The 14152-nt window shown below is 70.3% G+C and carries 10 protein-coding genes; 4 read left to right on the top strand and 6 right to left on the bottom strand.

Annotation, left to right across the window (positions count from 1 at the left end; all coding sequences use genetic code 11):
• Positions 1–40: 40 nt before the first annotated feature.
• Together ACQPZW_RS01460 and ACQPZW_RS01465 are read right to left on the bottom strand one after the other, a co-directional pair.
• Complete coding sequence (locus tag ACQPZW_RS01460; protein WP_433793044.1) at positions 41–415, bottom strand: phage holin family protein; 375 nt, start codon at positions 413–415, stop codon at positions 41–43.
• Between the two features lie 351 nt (positions 416–766).
• Positions 767–2551 (bottom strand): type VII secretion protein EccE, encoded by a 1785-nt coding sequence (locus tag ACQPZW_RS01465; protein WP_433793045.1) that lies wholly within the window; start codon positions 2549–2551, stop codon positions 767–769.
• 265 nt (positions 2552–2816) lie between these two features.
• Here ACQPZW_RS01465 and ACQPZW_RS01470 point away from each other — a divergent pair, with 265 nt between their 5' ends.
• The 4 genes from ACQPZW_RS01470 (at position 2817) to ACQPZW_RS01485 (ending at position 7434) form a co-directional block, all read left to right on the top strand.
• Positions 2817–3134, top strand: coding sequence for a WXG100 family type VII secretion target (locus ACQPZW_RS01470; RefSeq protein WP_433793046.1), 318 nt, complete (start codon positions 2817–2819; stop codon positions 3132–3134).
• Between the two features lie 16 nt (positions 3135–3150).
• A complete protein-coding gene (locus ACQPZW_RS01475; protein ID WP_433793047.1) occupies positions 3151–3444 on the top strand; it encodes a WXG100 family type VII secretion target in 294 nt (97 codons plus the stop codon).
• 244 nt (positions 3445–3688) lie between these two features.
• Complete coding sequence (locus tag ACQPZW_RS01480) at positions 3689–7072, top strand: SseB family protein (protein ID WP_433793048.1); 3384 nt, start codon at positions 3689–3691, stop codon at positions 7070–7072.
• On the top strand, positions 7069–7434 hold the full coding sequence (locus ACQPZW_RS01485; protein WP_433793049.1) for a hypothetical protein: 366 nt from the start codon (positions 7069–7071) through the stop codon (positions 7432–7434). The genes ACQPZW_RS01480 and ACQPZW_RS01485 overlap by 4 nt, the downstream gene beginning before the upstream one ends.
• Before the next feature lie 485 nt (positions 7435–7919).
• Here ACQPZW_RS01485 and ACQPZW_RS01490 read toward each other — a convergent pair whose 3' ends face one another.
• From ACQPZW_RS01490 to ACQPZW_RS01505, 4 genes are all read right to left on the bottom strand, one after another.
• Complete coding sequence (locus ACQPZW_RS01490; protein ID WP_433793050.1) at positions 7920–9815, bottom strand: rhamnogalacturonan lyase; 1896 nt, start codon at positions 9813–9815, stop codon at positions 7920–7922.
• A gap of 169 nt (positions 9816–9984) precedes the next feature.
• Complete coding sequence (locus ACQPZW_RS01495; RefSeq protein ID WP_433793051.1) at positions 9985–10911, bottom strand: alpha/beta fold hydrolase; 927 nt, start codon at positions 10909–10911, stop codon at positions 9985–9987.
• Positions 10912–10993: 82 nt separating this feature from the next.
• On the bottom strand, positions 10994–11482 hold the full coding sequence (locus tag ACQPZW_RS01500; RefSeq protein WP_433793052.1) for a hypothetical protein: 489 nt from the start codon (positions 11480–11482) through the stop codon (positions 10994–10996).
• A 115-nt stretch (positions 11483–11597) separates the two neighbouring features.
• A complete protein-coding gene (locus ACQPZW_RS01505; RefSeq protein WP_433797384.1) occupies positions 11598–13955 on the bottom strand; it encodes an immune inhibitor A domain-containing protein in 2358 nt (785 codons plus the stop codon).
• Positions 13956–14152 lie beyond the last annotated feature (197 nt).

Consider the following 14152-nt stretch of genomic DNA (forward strand, 5'->3'; position numbering starts at 1 on the left):
ACGAGGCCAATCCGGCCCTACTGGCCTGCTTTTCTCCTGATCAGTCGCCGTCCGGCACCAGCATGTTCAGCAGCCAGCTCACGACGCCGACCAGCAGGGCGCCGAGCACCGCCGGAAGGACGCCGTCCACGTGGAAGGCCAGGTCCAGTTTGTCGGCGATCCAGCTGGTGAACAGCAGGAGAAGGCCGTTGACCAGGACCGCGACCAGACCCAGGGTGAGGACGTAGAGGCCGCAGCCGATGGTTTTGATGATCGGCCGGAGAACCGCATTGACCAGGCCGAAGATCACTGCGACGGCGAGCAGTGTGCCCGCTTTGTTCGTGGTGGAGTCGGCGGTCAGCTCGATGCCGTCGATCACCAGAGTCGCGATCCACAGCGATACGGCGGTGATCACCAGCCGGATGAGGATGCCCATGGCCGGGAATGGTGCCATGGCCCGTCCACCAGTGGAAACGACACCCCGCGATCTTTCTGAGATCTATGCCGGAGTTAAGGCTCACCCGCTTCGCGATTCACAGCGGCGTGCCCTTACGCCGACGTAAGGGCACGGCGGCGTAAGGGCACGCCGGAGCCCGGGCTCGCCCGCTTCGCGATTCATGCCGGGGTCAGGAGATGCAGCTTCGGGATTCACCCCGGGGTCGGGACCCGGACGCTTCGCCGCTCATACGGAGGTGAAGGCCTGGCCGCTTCGCCGCTCATGCGGAAGGAGGTGAGGGCCTGGCGCTTCGCCGCTCATGCGGAGGTCAGGGCCGGACCGTTTCACGGCTCATGCGGAGGTCAGGGCCTGGCCACGGACTGGCTCGCCGATCAGGCCCTGCTCGATCGGGGTCTGTGAGAACACCGCCCAGCGGACCGCCCGCCGGTTGATCACCGCGACCATGTCGGTGCGCATCCGTGGGAAGTACGACGCCGTCTCGCCCAGTCCCAGAGTCCCGCCGAGCAGCGTCGCCTCGGCCGGGGTCAGGCGCTGCAGCACGACCAGATCAGCTTCGGTGGCGTGCGCGACGTCGGCGGGGCCGAACTCGTCCCGGACCACCAGTGTGGTCTGCCAGCCCGCGTCGCGTGCCGGCTCCGGGCCGCCGGGCGCCCCGCCGGTGTCGAGCACGGTCAGGATCGGGTGCCGCACCGAGCCGGCCGGGTCGGCGAACGGGCGGCCCGGTGGCAGGATCGTGATCGCCTCACCCGGAACCGCCGCGCCCCGGGCGAACGGCTCCCAAGCGTGCGGACGGGTGGTCCGGACCAGGACGCGCGCTCCCGTCGCCATCGCCCGGAACGCCAGCAACTGCGCGCCCGGCAGCCCGCCCACCAGCAGCGCCCGTGTCGGCTCTGGTCGGAACAGCCGGATCAGCACCGCCCCGCCGCCCTGGTTGCGGCCGATCATCAGACCCGCCGGGCTGATCGGGAGCTCCGGAGCGCCGATCGTCCGGCCGTCCACGGACTGGCCACCGAGCGGCAGGGTGGCCGCCAGACCGGGTAGCTGCGCGCCCTCGAGCCGGCGCAGCCGGACCCGGTCGGCGGAGAGCAGGGCACGCAGCGCCCGGACCGCCGTGTCCAGCCCGGTGACGTCGGGCGCGGCGACCCGGACGAAGAGGCCGGTCGCGGTCAGGGACACCGTGGTCGCGGCGGCCGGCATGTGCAGGATCCGGGTGATCAGGTTGCCGGTGAGGTCCGACCCGGAGGCCGGACGGCACCGGAACGTCGCCTGGACCAGGCCACCCAGGCGCAGCGACGACCAGGTCTCCCGGGCGCTGTCGGGGCCGCCGCCGGTCTCGGCGTTGGCGAGGTCGGCGATCGCCCGTAGCGCGGCCACCTCACCGAGCGGCCGGGCCAGCGAGGGCCCCAGACGGCGGGTCAGCCGCCGGGTCATGCCGGCCAGGCTCCGGCGGAGCTCGTCATCCGACCAGCCGCCGGCCCGGGACACGCGCAGGGCCAGAACCGCCCGCAGGTAGCTGAGCGAGCTGCCCTCGGCCAGGGTCCGGTAGGAACTCTGCGCCGGGCCGGTGCCACCCCGCGCGGTCGGCGCCGGAACCGCGCTCAGCACCAGCTGGGCCCGCACCCGGGGCTGGTCGCCGACGGCCTGGTCACGGCCGGTGGCGTGCAGCAGAGCGGCGAACGACGGGATCGCGGACGCCTCGTCGGCCGGGTCGCCCAGCTCGATCAGGACGGTGAGCCCGGAGTCGTCGGCCAGGACCGCGGCCGAGGCGCCCGGCACGTCCAGGCCGGTCAGCCGGACCCGGGGCGCCGCGTAGGCCAGCAGGGCGGTGCTGCTGTCGATCGAAGCGGAGCGGCGGCGGCCGGCATAACGGGCCAGCACGGCGAGCCACTGGAAGGCCCACCGACCGCGCAGCCGAAGCCAGGACAGCGCCAGCAGCCCGCCGGCGACGATCACCGCGGGCACCATGGCGAGCCCGCCGGCGACCAGGCCGGCCAGCACCACGGTCACGGCGACCTGGGTGGCGACGATCTGCTCCGGCCGGGCCCCGAGCAGGCGGCCACCCGGTCGAGGCCGGATCAGGGACTCGGCCATCGGAACCGCGCTCTCGGTGCTCACGAAACCGCCTCTCCCCGTCGCACGGCATCCATTCACCCACATGCGCGGCTCATCGTAGGTCAGTTATCCACAGCTCGACTGCCCGGCCGCGAGGTTATCCACAGGTTCGCGGTCCGGGGCTGACGTGGGTCGTATCGGGCGGCTAACGTCGTCGCTGTTGTTTCGCGGCGGGCGGCGTGCCTGATCGTGAGCGGCTAACCCAGTGGCCCGCGTCGATGTGTGTGTGGTCCACAACGGATCAAGTTGCGAAAGGGGTGACGTCTAGATGTCGCAGACCGAAAGCCAGTCCGCGCAGATGGCGAGTACCGCCAACGAGTTCGACCGGATCAACGGGTCGCTCCAGAGCATGCTCAGCACGCTGATGCGGGAGCTGGAGGGTCTCAGCGCCGGCTGGAAGGGTCAGGGCGCGATGGCCTTCGACGGCGTCAAGAACCGGTATGCGAGCGACCTCAAGCGGCTCAACGAGGCCCTTGCCGAGACCGCCGCGGGTATCCGTTCGTCGGGTGCGAGTTACGAGCGCTCCGACACCGAGGCCGCGTCCAGCATCGGCCGGACCGGCGGCCAGTTCACCCTGCCGCTCTGACCTACCGGAGGAAGTCATGAACGACGGACATCTGCTCGTCAACTTCAACTCGCTCCACCAGGCGCGTCTGGACATCGCGAAGGCGGTGAACAAGCTGAACGCCGACCTCGAGTATCTGGAGGGCGAGGGCAAGAAGCTGCAGGGCACCTGGTCCGGCGCGGCTCAGGACGCCTATGACGTGCGCCAGCGCAAGTGGCAGTCGGCCTCCCAGGACCTGCAGATCATCCTGGCCGAGATCGGATCGGCGCTGGAGCGGTCGAGGGACGACTACCAGGAGACCGAGCGGGCCGCGACTCAGCGGTTCCAGTGAGTCGATGAGCCGGGCGGGTCGCCCGTTCGCGTAAAAGGCGCCGCCGGTCCCGCGGTTACCATCGGTATTTAGGTCATCACTACGAGCCATCGGTGCATGCCCGCGGGGTCCGGACGGCCGCTTTCCGGAGGCGTCGTAGGCCCAACCTTACGGTCAGCATGCTGCCGCCCATTGTGATTGTGGCCTGACCTTGTAGGTTATACGCGTTGAGTTGGCTCGTTGACACGCGTGGGGAGAGGTGGACGTGTCCGAGTGGGAACCGGCTACGGACGCCGAGGCCGCGATGCGCGATGCGTTGCGCACCGACGACCAGGAGTCCTACTTCCGCATTCTCGCCGGTGTCGACCTTCTGTTACCGGTCTCCGCCGACGTCCTGGCCGGCACTGCGCCGATGGGCTGGGGCACGTGGAGCACCGGCGGTCGCACCCACGTGCTGGCGTTCACGTCGAACGCCGCGCTGCAGTCCTGCCTGGCCGACTACACCGGCTCGGCCCGACGTGTGCCGTATTCGGAGTTGGCCAACACGTGGCCCAACCTCGAGTGGTGGCTCGCCGTCAATCCCGGCCTGCCGATCGAGGGCTACCTACCGGCCTGGTTCGTGGCCCAGCTGGCCCGTGGCGACCTGCGCCTGCCCACCCGTGGGCCCGGCCGTGAGGCGCACTCCACCTCGAAGATCCAGGAGCTGGGCGCGGCGGCGCTGGCGGCCAGCCGGGTGGGCGAGAGCGCGGTCGGCGGCCCGACCTACGAGCCCGAGCCTGCCGTTGCCGCTCCGGTCGCTGCCGCGGCGTCCCCGGTCGCTCCCGCGGTAGCCCCGATCCCGCCGGTGGGCAACACGCCGCCGATGGGGCCTGGTGGCCTGCCCGTGCGCTCCCCCAGCGGGACGTCGCCGAGCGGTCTGCCGGTGCGGAGCCCGTCCTCGCCGGTCGCTCCGGGGTCACCCCCGGCGCCGGGATCCCCCTCGGCCACGCCGGGCGGTTACCAGCCTCTGGCGACCCCGGCCGGCTACGCGCCACCGGCGATTCCCCCGGCGACCGGCTCGCCGGCTCCCTTCGGCCCGGCGGCGCCCGGCTCGCAGGGTGCTCCCGGTTCAGTGGCTCCCGGATCACCCGTTGCCCCCGGTCTGCCGAGTCGAGGTGGCACCGGTTCTGCGATGGCTACTCCCGGCTGGGAGAAGCCCGGCATGCCGTTCCGGCCCGAGGAGGACCCCCGCGGTCCCCTCCAGGAGCTGGGCGCCCCGCTCCCGGTCCGCACCCCGATGGCGAACACGCCGCCGGTGCCGGAGCACGTCATGCCCTACAACCCGGCCGAGGCGCTGGTCGATCCGGCCTGGGCGGGAAAGCAGAGCTCGCAGCCCGGGCCCTCCGGCCCGGCGAGCGCACCGCCGTTCGCCTCACCCGCGAGCGCGCCGCCATTCGCCTCGCCTGCCGGCTCGCCGTCGTTCGGTGCACCCGCGAGCGCACCGCCTTTCCAGTCGCCCGCCGGCCCGGCGCAGGCGAGCGCGCCGCCCTTCGGTGGGCCCGCCGCCTCGCCGCCCGCCGGTTCGCCGACGGCCGCCCCGCAGTACGGCGGACCTGCCGGTTCTCCGTCGTTCGGTGCGCCCGCGAGCGCGCCCGCCGGCCCGGCCCCCGGTGGAGCGCTGCCGCGCCGACAGCCGGGTAACTCGACCGGTGGCGGCCCGATGACCAGCATGGCCGGATTCGTGCCGGCCGCGTCGAATGCCGTCAACAATCCCGGCTCGGCGCCCGCGATCCGCCCCGCCTCCACGCCCGGCGCTCCCGCGTCGGCGCCGCCGGCCTACGGGACGCCGACTCCGCCGTTCGGAGGCTCGGCCGGCTCGTCCGTCCCGGCGTCCAGCATTCCGGCATCGTCGGCTGCGGCCTTCGGCACGCCCGCGCCGACCGGCCCCGCCGTCGGTGGTCCGGCGGCACCGGGTGGTTTCGGTGGTCCGGCGTCGTCCGGTTCCGGGTTCGGTGGTCCGGCTTCGTCTGGTTCGGCGTTCGCTGGGCCGGGTGGTCAGCAGCCGACCGGCCCGTCCGCGCCGGCCGTGCCCCGTTCCGGCGGCCCGGGTGGACCCAGTGGCCCGGCTGGACCCGGTGGCCCGGCTGGACCCGGTGGGGCGCTGCCGCGCCGCCAGGTGACGCCGCCGTCCGAGCGGCCCACCTCGATGGCCGCTGCCGCACAGGCGCTCGAAGCGCGTACCCCGTCGAATGATCCGCCCGCCTGGGAGCGTCAGTCCCCGCCGCCCGCCACCGACCGCTTCGGGCCGTCCGGTCCGGCGCCGTCGATCGCACCGCGGCCGGAGGCCGAGTCGCCCGCCGCGACGACGATGACGAACCTGCTGCCGCCGGTGATCCCCGGTGCGTCCGGGGCCGACCGGGGCGGCTCCGCCTACCCGGTGTCCGGTGCCGGCTATCCGGCCCCCGCGGCGCCGCAGGCGTACACCCAGCCCACTCCCGGCCCCGCCTACGGTCTTCCGCCGCAGGGCAGCCCGGCGTCGGCCTATGCCACGCAGTCGTTCTCCGGGCCGGCCGTCGCGACCCAGGCGCTGCCCGTGGCGCCCGGCGGCTACACGCCGCCCAAGGCGTCCAATCTCGGTGTCTCCGGGTCGGCCACCGGCTCGCGGGGCCCGTCCGGGACGGGCGGCTCGCGCGGCGCGTCCGGGACGGATTTCGTGCCGGCGAACGATGTCGAGCGGGAGCTGCAGGACGCCGCGGACACGGGCAACACCGACGTGTTCCTGTCCACGCTGCTGTTGGCGCAGGTCCTGGTGCCGGTCGCCAGCCATTCCCGGCCCGGCAGCGCGCCCGGCGAGTCCGGTTTCGCCTTCCTGCCGGAGGATGTCGAGGGCGAGCGCTACCTGATCGTCTTCACCAGCAAGGACCGGCTCTCCGACCACTTCGGCGAGCCGACCCGCACGGTCGGGGTCCGGTTCTACGAGCTGATCCGTAACTGGCCGGATCCGGCCTGGTCGTTCGCGGTGAACCCGGGCACGCCGGTCGGCGCCAAGTATCCCGGTGCGCAGGTCATCGCCCTGGCCAACTGGGCCACCGAGGCGGGTCTGGGCGCTGAGCCCGTCGACAGTCCGGTGACCGAGACGGAGCCCAACCCGGTGCCGGCGCCCCAGCCCGCGAGCGACGAGGCCCAGCAGGCCACCGTCATGCAGAAGACGATCGCCGCCGAGCAGGTCGACTACTACCTCGAGCGGGGCTACGACCGGGTCGCCGGTTTCGTGCACCGGGCGTCCGAGGTCGAGCATCTGCGCACTCCCGGCGAGCTGTTCGGCGCGCTGGGGCTCTACTACGACTCGTCGCCGTTCCAGCCGGACGCCAAGGAGGCGTTCGTGCTGCGCTGGCCGGCGTATCGGCCGAGCCTCTACCGGATCCCCTACGGTGGGCAGAACGAGCAGGCTCTGCGGGCCATGGACGGCTGGGTGATCGAGCGCCCGCCGTTCCGGGGCAACGGATTCGCGCCGGGCGAGGGCCGTGACGTCATCGCCGAGTTCAAGGTGGACAGTGTTCGCCTGCCGCACGGCGCGCAGCTGTGGAGCATCGACGTGGACGGCAGCGAGCGGATGATGGCGATCTTCGACGCGGACGGCCCGCAGTGGCGCCGGGTGGGTGAGCAGTGATGCGTGACGGTTACGTGGTCACCTGGCAGGGCCGGGAGTATGACGCGGCCCCCGACGGCGACAAGGTCCGCATCTACAGCGCCACCCCGGCCGACGGCTTCGAGGAGACCAAGCCGGGCCGTTTCGTCCGGGTGCTGGAGCCCGACGAGTACGACGAGCTGACCTACGTCCGGACGCTCTGCACGTGGCGTGGTGAGCCCTTCATCATCCTCGCCGAGGCCGAGTCCTGGCTGCGTCTCGAGTACACGGGCGGTCGTGCCCCGGTGGCGCGCCAGCTGGGCCTGGAAGAGTTCGACTACGGCGTCTACCAGGGGTGGGCTCCGGCCCACGAGGTCCGCGACCGCTACGAACACCGCGTCTGACCACTTCGGCCACCTGTCGGGTCCGGCATTCCACAACCTTCATCCGGTACGGGCCGGGAGCCGCTCAACCGCACCCACACGTACCGGGCCTACCCCGCGACGGGGCTGCCGCTCCGGACCGAAGCGCGGCCGCCGGGCTGATGCGGTGGCTGAGCGCGGGGCGTGGCCGGAAGTCTGTGGATAACCCTGTGGAAAAGAAAGGGCTCCCCGTCCAGGACGGGGAGCCCTTTCGACCGTTCCGGGATGTCCGGCGACCAGGAGAGAGAACGGAAGGGTCGCCGGGCATCGGTGGGACGGCCGGACCGGTCGTCCCTCGCGGGCGATGCAGGGGATCACCGCGAGCGACGAGACGTCGGTGCCGGATGCCGGGGCCGTTGACGAAAGGGGTTCGGCCCCGGCATCCGGAGATCGCGGCCGGCCCGGGTTGGGGACCGGGCCGGCCTGATCTGGTGGGGATGGGTGGGGGGTTCAGGTAGGGGACGGGCTCAGCGGACGTGGATGCGGGGCTGGGCGGGGGTGGTCATGCCGTCGCCGAGGAAGTAGCTCGGGTGGGGCGGCTGGTTGTAGGCGGTGTTCTGCCAGGCGATCGCCGACCGGTACTGGGAGTCGTGCATCAGCGTGGTCAGCCGGGTGCCGGTCGGGATGGGGGTGCTGTAGATGCGCAGGGCCGAGCTGTCGGTCTTGCGCCAGATCACCTCTTCCCGCCAGTCGCCGAGGATGTCGCCGGACAGGGCCGGGGTGGCCTTGGTGCTGTTGTTGGAGGTCACGTCGGCGGCGGTCAGCAGGCGGGTGTCGGAGCTCGTGCCGTACTTGCTGATCTTGTTGCTGTCGAGCAGTTCGCGAACCGGGTCGCCGTCCCACCAGACGAGGAAGTTGATGCCGGTGGGCTCGCGCCCGACGACCGTGCCAGCCGCGCTGAACAGGCCGGTCTCGCTCGCGGACCACGACTCGCCGCCCGGGCTGCTGGCGTAGACGTCACCGGCCACGCCGCGGCCGTTGTCACCGTTGGCCGCGGTCTTCCACAGGATCGTTCCGGTCGCCGCGTCCGCGAGCCAGGAGCTGGGCTTCGACTTGTCCTCGTCGACCTTGAAGACTTCGAGGCCGGCGTTGTTCGGGTCGAAGTCGCCGACGTGCAGCGCGTCGCCGTGGCCGTTGCCGGTGTTCCACAGCTTGGTGCCGTCGTCGTTCAGGGCCATCGAGCCGTAGATGATCTCGTCCTTGCCGTCCGCGTCGACGTCGGCGACCGACAGCTGGTGGTTGCCCTGTCCGGCGTAGGCGCTGTTGCCCGACGTGTTGGTGTCGAACGTCCAGCGTCTGGTGAGGGCGCCGTCCCGGAAGTCCCAGGCGGTGATCACCGAGCGGGTGTAGTAGCCACGGGCCATGATCAGGCTGGGCCGCTGCCCGTCGAGGTAGGCGGTGCCGGCGAGGAAGCGGTCGACCCGGTTGCCGTAGCTGTCGCCCCATGACGAGACGGTGCCGCGGGCCGGGACGAAGTCGACGGTGGAGAGCGCGGCGCCGGTCTGGCCACTGAACACGGTCAGGTACTCGGGGCCGGACAGCACGTACCCCGACGAGTTGCGATGATCGGCACCGGCTGAACCGATGGTCACGCCGGTGCCGGAGACCGTGCCGTCGGCGGTCCTCATGACGACCTCGGCTCTGCCGTCACCGTCGTAGTCGTACACCTGGAATTGGGTGTAATGCGCGCCCGCGCGGATGTTGCGGCCCAGGTCGATGCGCCAGAGACGGGCGCCCTGCAGGGTGCAGGCGTCGACGTAGACGTTACCGGTGTAGCCGGACTGCGAGTTGTCCTTGGAGTTCGACGGATCCCACTTCACGACGATCTCGTAGTCGCCGTCACCGTCCACGTCACCGACCGACGCGTCGTTGGCCGAGTAGGTGTAGGCGACGCCGTCCGGCGTCGTGCCGCCGGCCGGCACCGACAGTGGAACGTCGAGATGGCCGGCGCCGAAGGTGAGCGAGGCGGGCGAGGCCGCTTGCTCGATACCGTTGATCAAAGCCCTGACGGTGTACGAGGAACCCGCGGCCGCCCCGGCATCGAGGTGGTTCGTGGAACCGGTGATCGGCGAAGCGTTGACCTTGGTCGAGCCGCGGTAGACGTTGAACGACACGGTCGACGGGTCGGTGCCGAGCATCCGCCAGCTGACCAGGTTGTCGCTGCCGGTGCGGACGCTGATCACGCCCCGGTCGAGATCCTCCATCTGCCGCCCCGACTCCGCCGAGAGGCTGATGGCGCCTCCGGTGGTGGGTACGGCACTGGTGGCGGCGCTCGACGGGAGGACGAACCAGCCCACGGCGGCGGTGGCGAGCACGCCGGCGACGCCGAAGACGGCGAGTTCCCGGGTGTGTCTGCGAGGCATGGGACCTTTCCGATCTCAAGCCGCGGGCGCCCGCCGCCAGCCGGGCGCAAACGACTACGTTGAGTCACAGTCTGGGAGCGGTACCAACCGCCACCGACGGTGAGATTAGGACAGATCGGCGTCCTATTTGATCTTTTAATGACCACTTAAGGTGATCGTAAGTGGAAGATCAGGTCGGGGTTTTGAGCCAGCGGAGGATCTCGCCGGTCACCACGTCTGGAGTCTCCTGGTGGAGGAAGTGCCCGGCCTCGGGAAGCAGCCGCCACTCGTACGGTGCGGTCACGTAGCGTCCCGAGCCCTGCGCGGTACGGGGTAGCACGGCCTTGTCCAGCGCACCGTGCAACTGCAGGGTCGGCACACTCGACGGGCGCTGCATCAGCTTCACGAACCGGTATCCCTGCAGCCGCAACGCGCTCCGGGCCACCCACCGGTACGCCTCGAGAGCGCAGAAGGAGGCCTGCGGGATCTGCATGGCCTCCCGGCAGCGAGCGACATATTCCGAGAACTCGGGCGTGGCCGTCCAGCGCGGACTGCTCCACCGGGTCATCAGCTCGCCGACCAGGGCCGCGTCGTCGCGTGTCAGCACGTGCTCGAAACGGGGCACCTGGAACCGCACGACCGTCGACGAGGCGGAGAGCTGCCCACGCGGGTCGGCGAAGAGCGCGGCCCGCAGGCGCAACGGATGCGCGGCGCCGAGCACCACGAGCCGGTTCACCAGTTTGGGATGGAACGAGGCGGCCGCCCAGCCGATCATGCCGCCCGCGCCGGCGCCGACCACGGTCGCCGACCGCTCGCCCAGGGCCCGGATCAGGCCGGTGACATCGGCGGCCATCGTGTATCCGTCGTAGCCCCTGGGGGGTTTGTCGCTCGCGCCGTAACCGCGCAGGTCGATCGCCGCCGCCCGGAAGCCCGCGTCGGCGACCCGGACCATGATGTCGTTCCAGGCCCACCAGAACTCGGGAAAACCGTGCAGGAAGAGCACGAGCGGGCCGGTGCCGACCTCAGCGACGTGGAACCGGGAGCCGTTGGCGCCGACGAAACGGTGCCTCCACGGGCCCTCCGTCAGAACGCACGATTCGTCCACCCGACCGCCCATGCTCGTCAGCCTAGGCTCCGCTGTCACGCACGGCGTCGCGCAGTGGCGAAATGGAGCCGCACCGTGATCATTGGAGCCGTGATCATTTGACCGTCTCGGCGTCGGTCATCGCCATCAACGTTCCGGGCCCGCAATAGATGCGCAGCATGGTGGTCTCGAGCTTCACCTTCACCCGGGAGCCCGGGGTCAGCTCGGTGCCGGCGGTGGAGTAGAGGGCGTAGCGCTGACCGTCGTCGGCGATCAGGCCGTAGCACGGACCCTTACCCCCGCGGGTGACCATCCCGGCCACCCAGCCGGTGCTCGGCTGCTGGTCGGTCGGCTCCTTGGGTGGCTTGTCGGTCAACGTGATCGTCGGCAGTGGCTTGCCGGTGGGGGGCTCGGTGGCGGGCGCCTCGGTCGCCGGAGTGGTGGCCTCGAGCGTGGGAGACGCCGGTGGAGTGGGGGAGACGACGGTCGATGGGGTCGTCGCGCCGGCGGAGGAGGTGGGGGACGCTGTGTCGTTCGCGCAACCGGCGATGATCGCTCCGGCCACCACAGCCAGGCCGATCCGGAACGTTGTGTGAGTGCGCATGAAGCTCATCCTTCCCGCGTAAGGCGTAAGAGATGGGACGAATCGCGGGGCGGCCCGGTTCCATGAACGCGGACGGCGCCCGGGTTGCCCCGGGCGCCGCCTTGTCGTGCGTGGATCAGTAAACAGCCACCGTCATCGAGGTGCCGACCTGGCTCAGGACGGCCATCTTGACGCCGACCGCGGGGAGCTTGACGCCGTGGTTCGGCAGCTCCTCGTAGAAGTACTTGTCCTTGTCGTTGAAGGTCGGGTCGCCGAACTGCGGCTTGACGACCGACTTCGCGCCGTTCAGGTGCAGCGTCATCCCGTCAGTGGGGTAGAGGCTGAACGGAGCGTCGTACACCTGGACCCGGGCCCGCCACGGAACCCCGGTCGGGTTCAGGACCGGCTTCGGGTGAGCATCGATGTACAGGTTGCGGCCCGTACCCGGGTGCTCGTTGGTGTTGTTGTCGACCTGCGAGGTGTCCCAGTAGGAGATCAGCAGACCGGTCTGGTAGTTGTAGTGCTCCACCCAGTCCGGCTTGGTGTTCAGCCAGCCGAAGTTGTACGGGCCGGTCGCCAGGTACTTGTCGTACGAGGTGTAGCTGCGGTGACCGGCGATGTAGTAGTTCGGGAAGTTCGCGGTGCTGGTGGCGCCCACGATCTGGAACCCGTTCGCGGTCCAGGTCGAGGTGCCCTCGGCGCCCTCGGTGGAGACGACCGCGCCATCGGCGGTGACGGTCAGCTCGTCGCCGAAGAAGCCGCCCTCGGAGACACCACCGTCGGTCACGTAGCGCAGGCGGAAGTCGAACTTCTTACCCGCGTACGCGTCCAGCGGCACGTTGACGTCGACCCAGGCGCCGTTGGAGGAACCGCTGATCGCCGGAGCGCCCGAGCCGTCCTTGACGAACGCAGCGCCGCCCGCGGTGCCGTCGAGCTTGGTCCAGTTCGCGCCGGCGTCGGTCGACACCTCGGCGTAGAGGTAGTCGTAGTCGAGCTCGATCGCGTACCGGCCCTTGAGGGAGACGGCTCCGGAGGTCTTGCCGGTCAGGTCGATCGCCTTGGACAGCGAGACGTTCAGGTCGTCGGCGTTGCCGGAGAAGAACTGCTTGCTGCCGGCGAACGGAGCGCCCAGGTCGGTGGTGACCGGCTTGTCCGGCAGGTTCACCACGATGGCCTGCTTCTTCTTGGTGTTGTACTCCTCGGGGCCGAGGTTGACGACCTTCTTCTGGCCGGCCTTGACCGTCTCGTAGTTCAGCCACCCGAGCTGGAGCTTGTTCCACGCGCCGAGGTCACCCGGACGCGTACCGATGCCCTGGTCGTTCTTGGCACTGAGGCGGCTCTGCGCCATCAGGGTCCAGTACTCGCTGTTGTTGTCGCCCAGACCACTGGTGTCGTAGTCGTCCGGCAGACCGAGGTCGTGGGTGTACTCGTGAACGAAGACGCTGAGGCCGCCGTTCTCGGGCTGGACGGTGTAGTCACCGACCCACAGGTTGCTGCTGCCGACCTTGGCGCCACCGAGCTTGTTGAACGCCGGGCCGGTCACGCCGGCGCTGCTGGAGTACGCGTACCAGCGGTGGCTCCAGATGGCGTCCTCACCCTGGTACGGGTCACCGTCGGCCTGGTCGCCGCCGGAGTGGACGATCTGGAAGTGGTCCAGGTAGCCGTCGGGCTCGTTGAAGTTGCCGTTGCCGTTGTAGTCGTAACGGTCGTACTTGTCGTACTCGGCGAGCGCCGCGTTGATCTCGGCCTCGGTCTTGCCGGCCGCCTTCTGGTCCGTGTACCACTGGTTCACGCCGTCCTTGACCAGCTCCCACACGTTGGTGCAGTTGCTGCTCGCGCAGACGGCGGGGTCGTCACCGTTGGCGTCGGTCGGGTTGTCGCTCGACCGACCGTACCGGGCCTCGTTGTACTTGACCTTGACCCAGTCGGAGACCTGGCCGTCGACGCTGTAACGCCCGGACGACTGCTCCTCGAAGTAGGTCTTGACCGACTCGGTGTTCTTGCCGGTGCCGAAGTACAGCTTCCGGAAGTAGTCGGGCGAGTAGTCCGCCTGCCAGATGGTGGAGTTGTCCACCTTCCGGTCCGGCTCCGGGATCGCGTTGTGCAGCGGGCCCTCGAAGGTCGAGGGGCCGGCGAACTGCGTCGTCGTGTCCTTGTCCGGGAACGACGGGTGCCGCTCGTTGCCGAACTCGGTCAGGATGACGAAAATCTTGTCGGTCTGCTCACGGGCGAGCTCGACGTACTGGTTCTTGCCCGGGTGCCCGAAGCCGCCGTTGCCATAGGTCTTGCCCAGGTTGACGACCTTGCTGCCGTTCACCGTCTCGACCTTGGCCTTGCCGCTGACCACCTCGGAGACAGCCTGCTCGCGCAGGGCGCGGCGCTTCTCCTCGAGGGGGTTGGGCAGATCATGGTCGTCGACGCGGGCGGCCTCACTGGCCGGCGCGGCCGGGGCCTGGTCCGAGGGTGGCGCCGCCATGGCAAACGTCGGCGACATCGCCCCGACACTCGTCACGACCACGGCGCCGAGCAGTCCTGCGACCACCTTGCGCACTACGTTTACCTCCGCTTTCGCCAGCCGGATCACTGGGGTACGGGCGTCCGGCGTGAAACGGTCCCGTCGATCGGGACTCAGGTGAACGTATGCAAACCAAACGATGTTCGGGGAGCGCCAAGCATATTGATGACCAATGG

Source organism: Actinoplanes sp. CA-252034, from assembly GCF_050956125.1.
GTDB lineage: Bacteria > Actinomycetota > Actinomycetes > Mycobacteriales > Micromonosporaceae > Actinoplanes.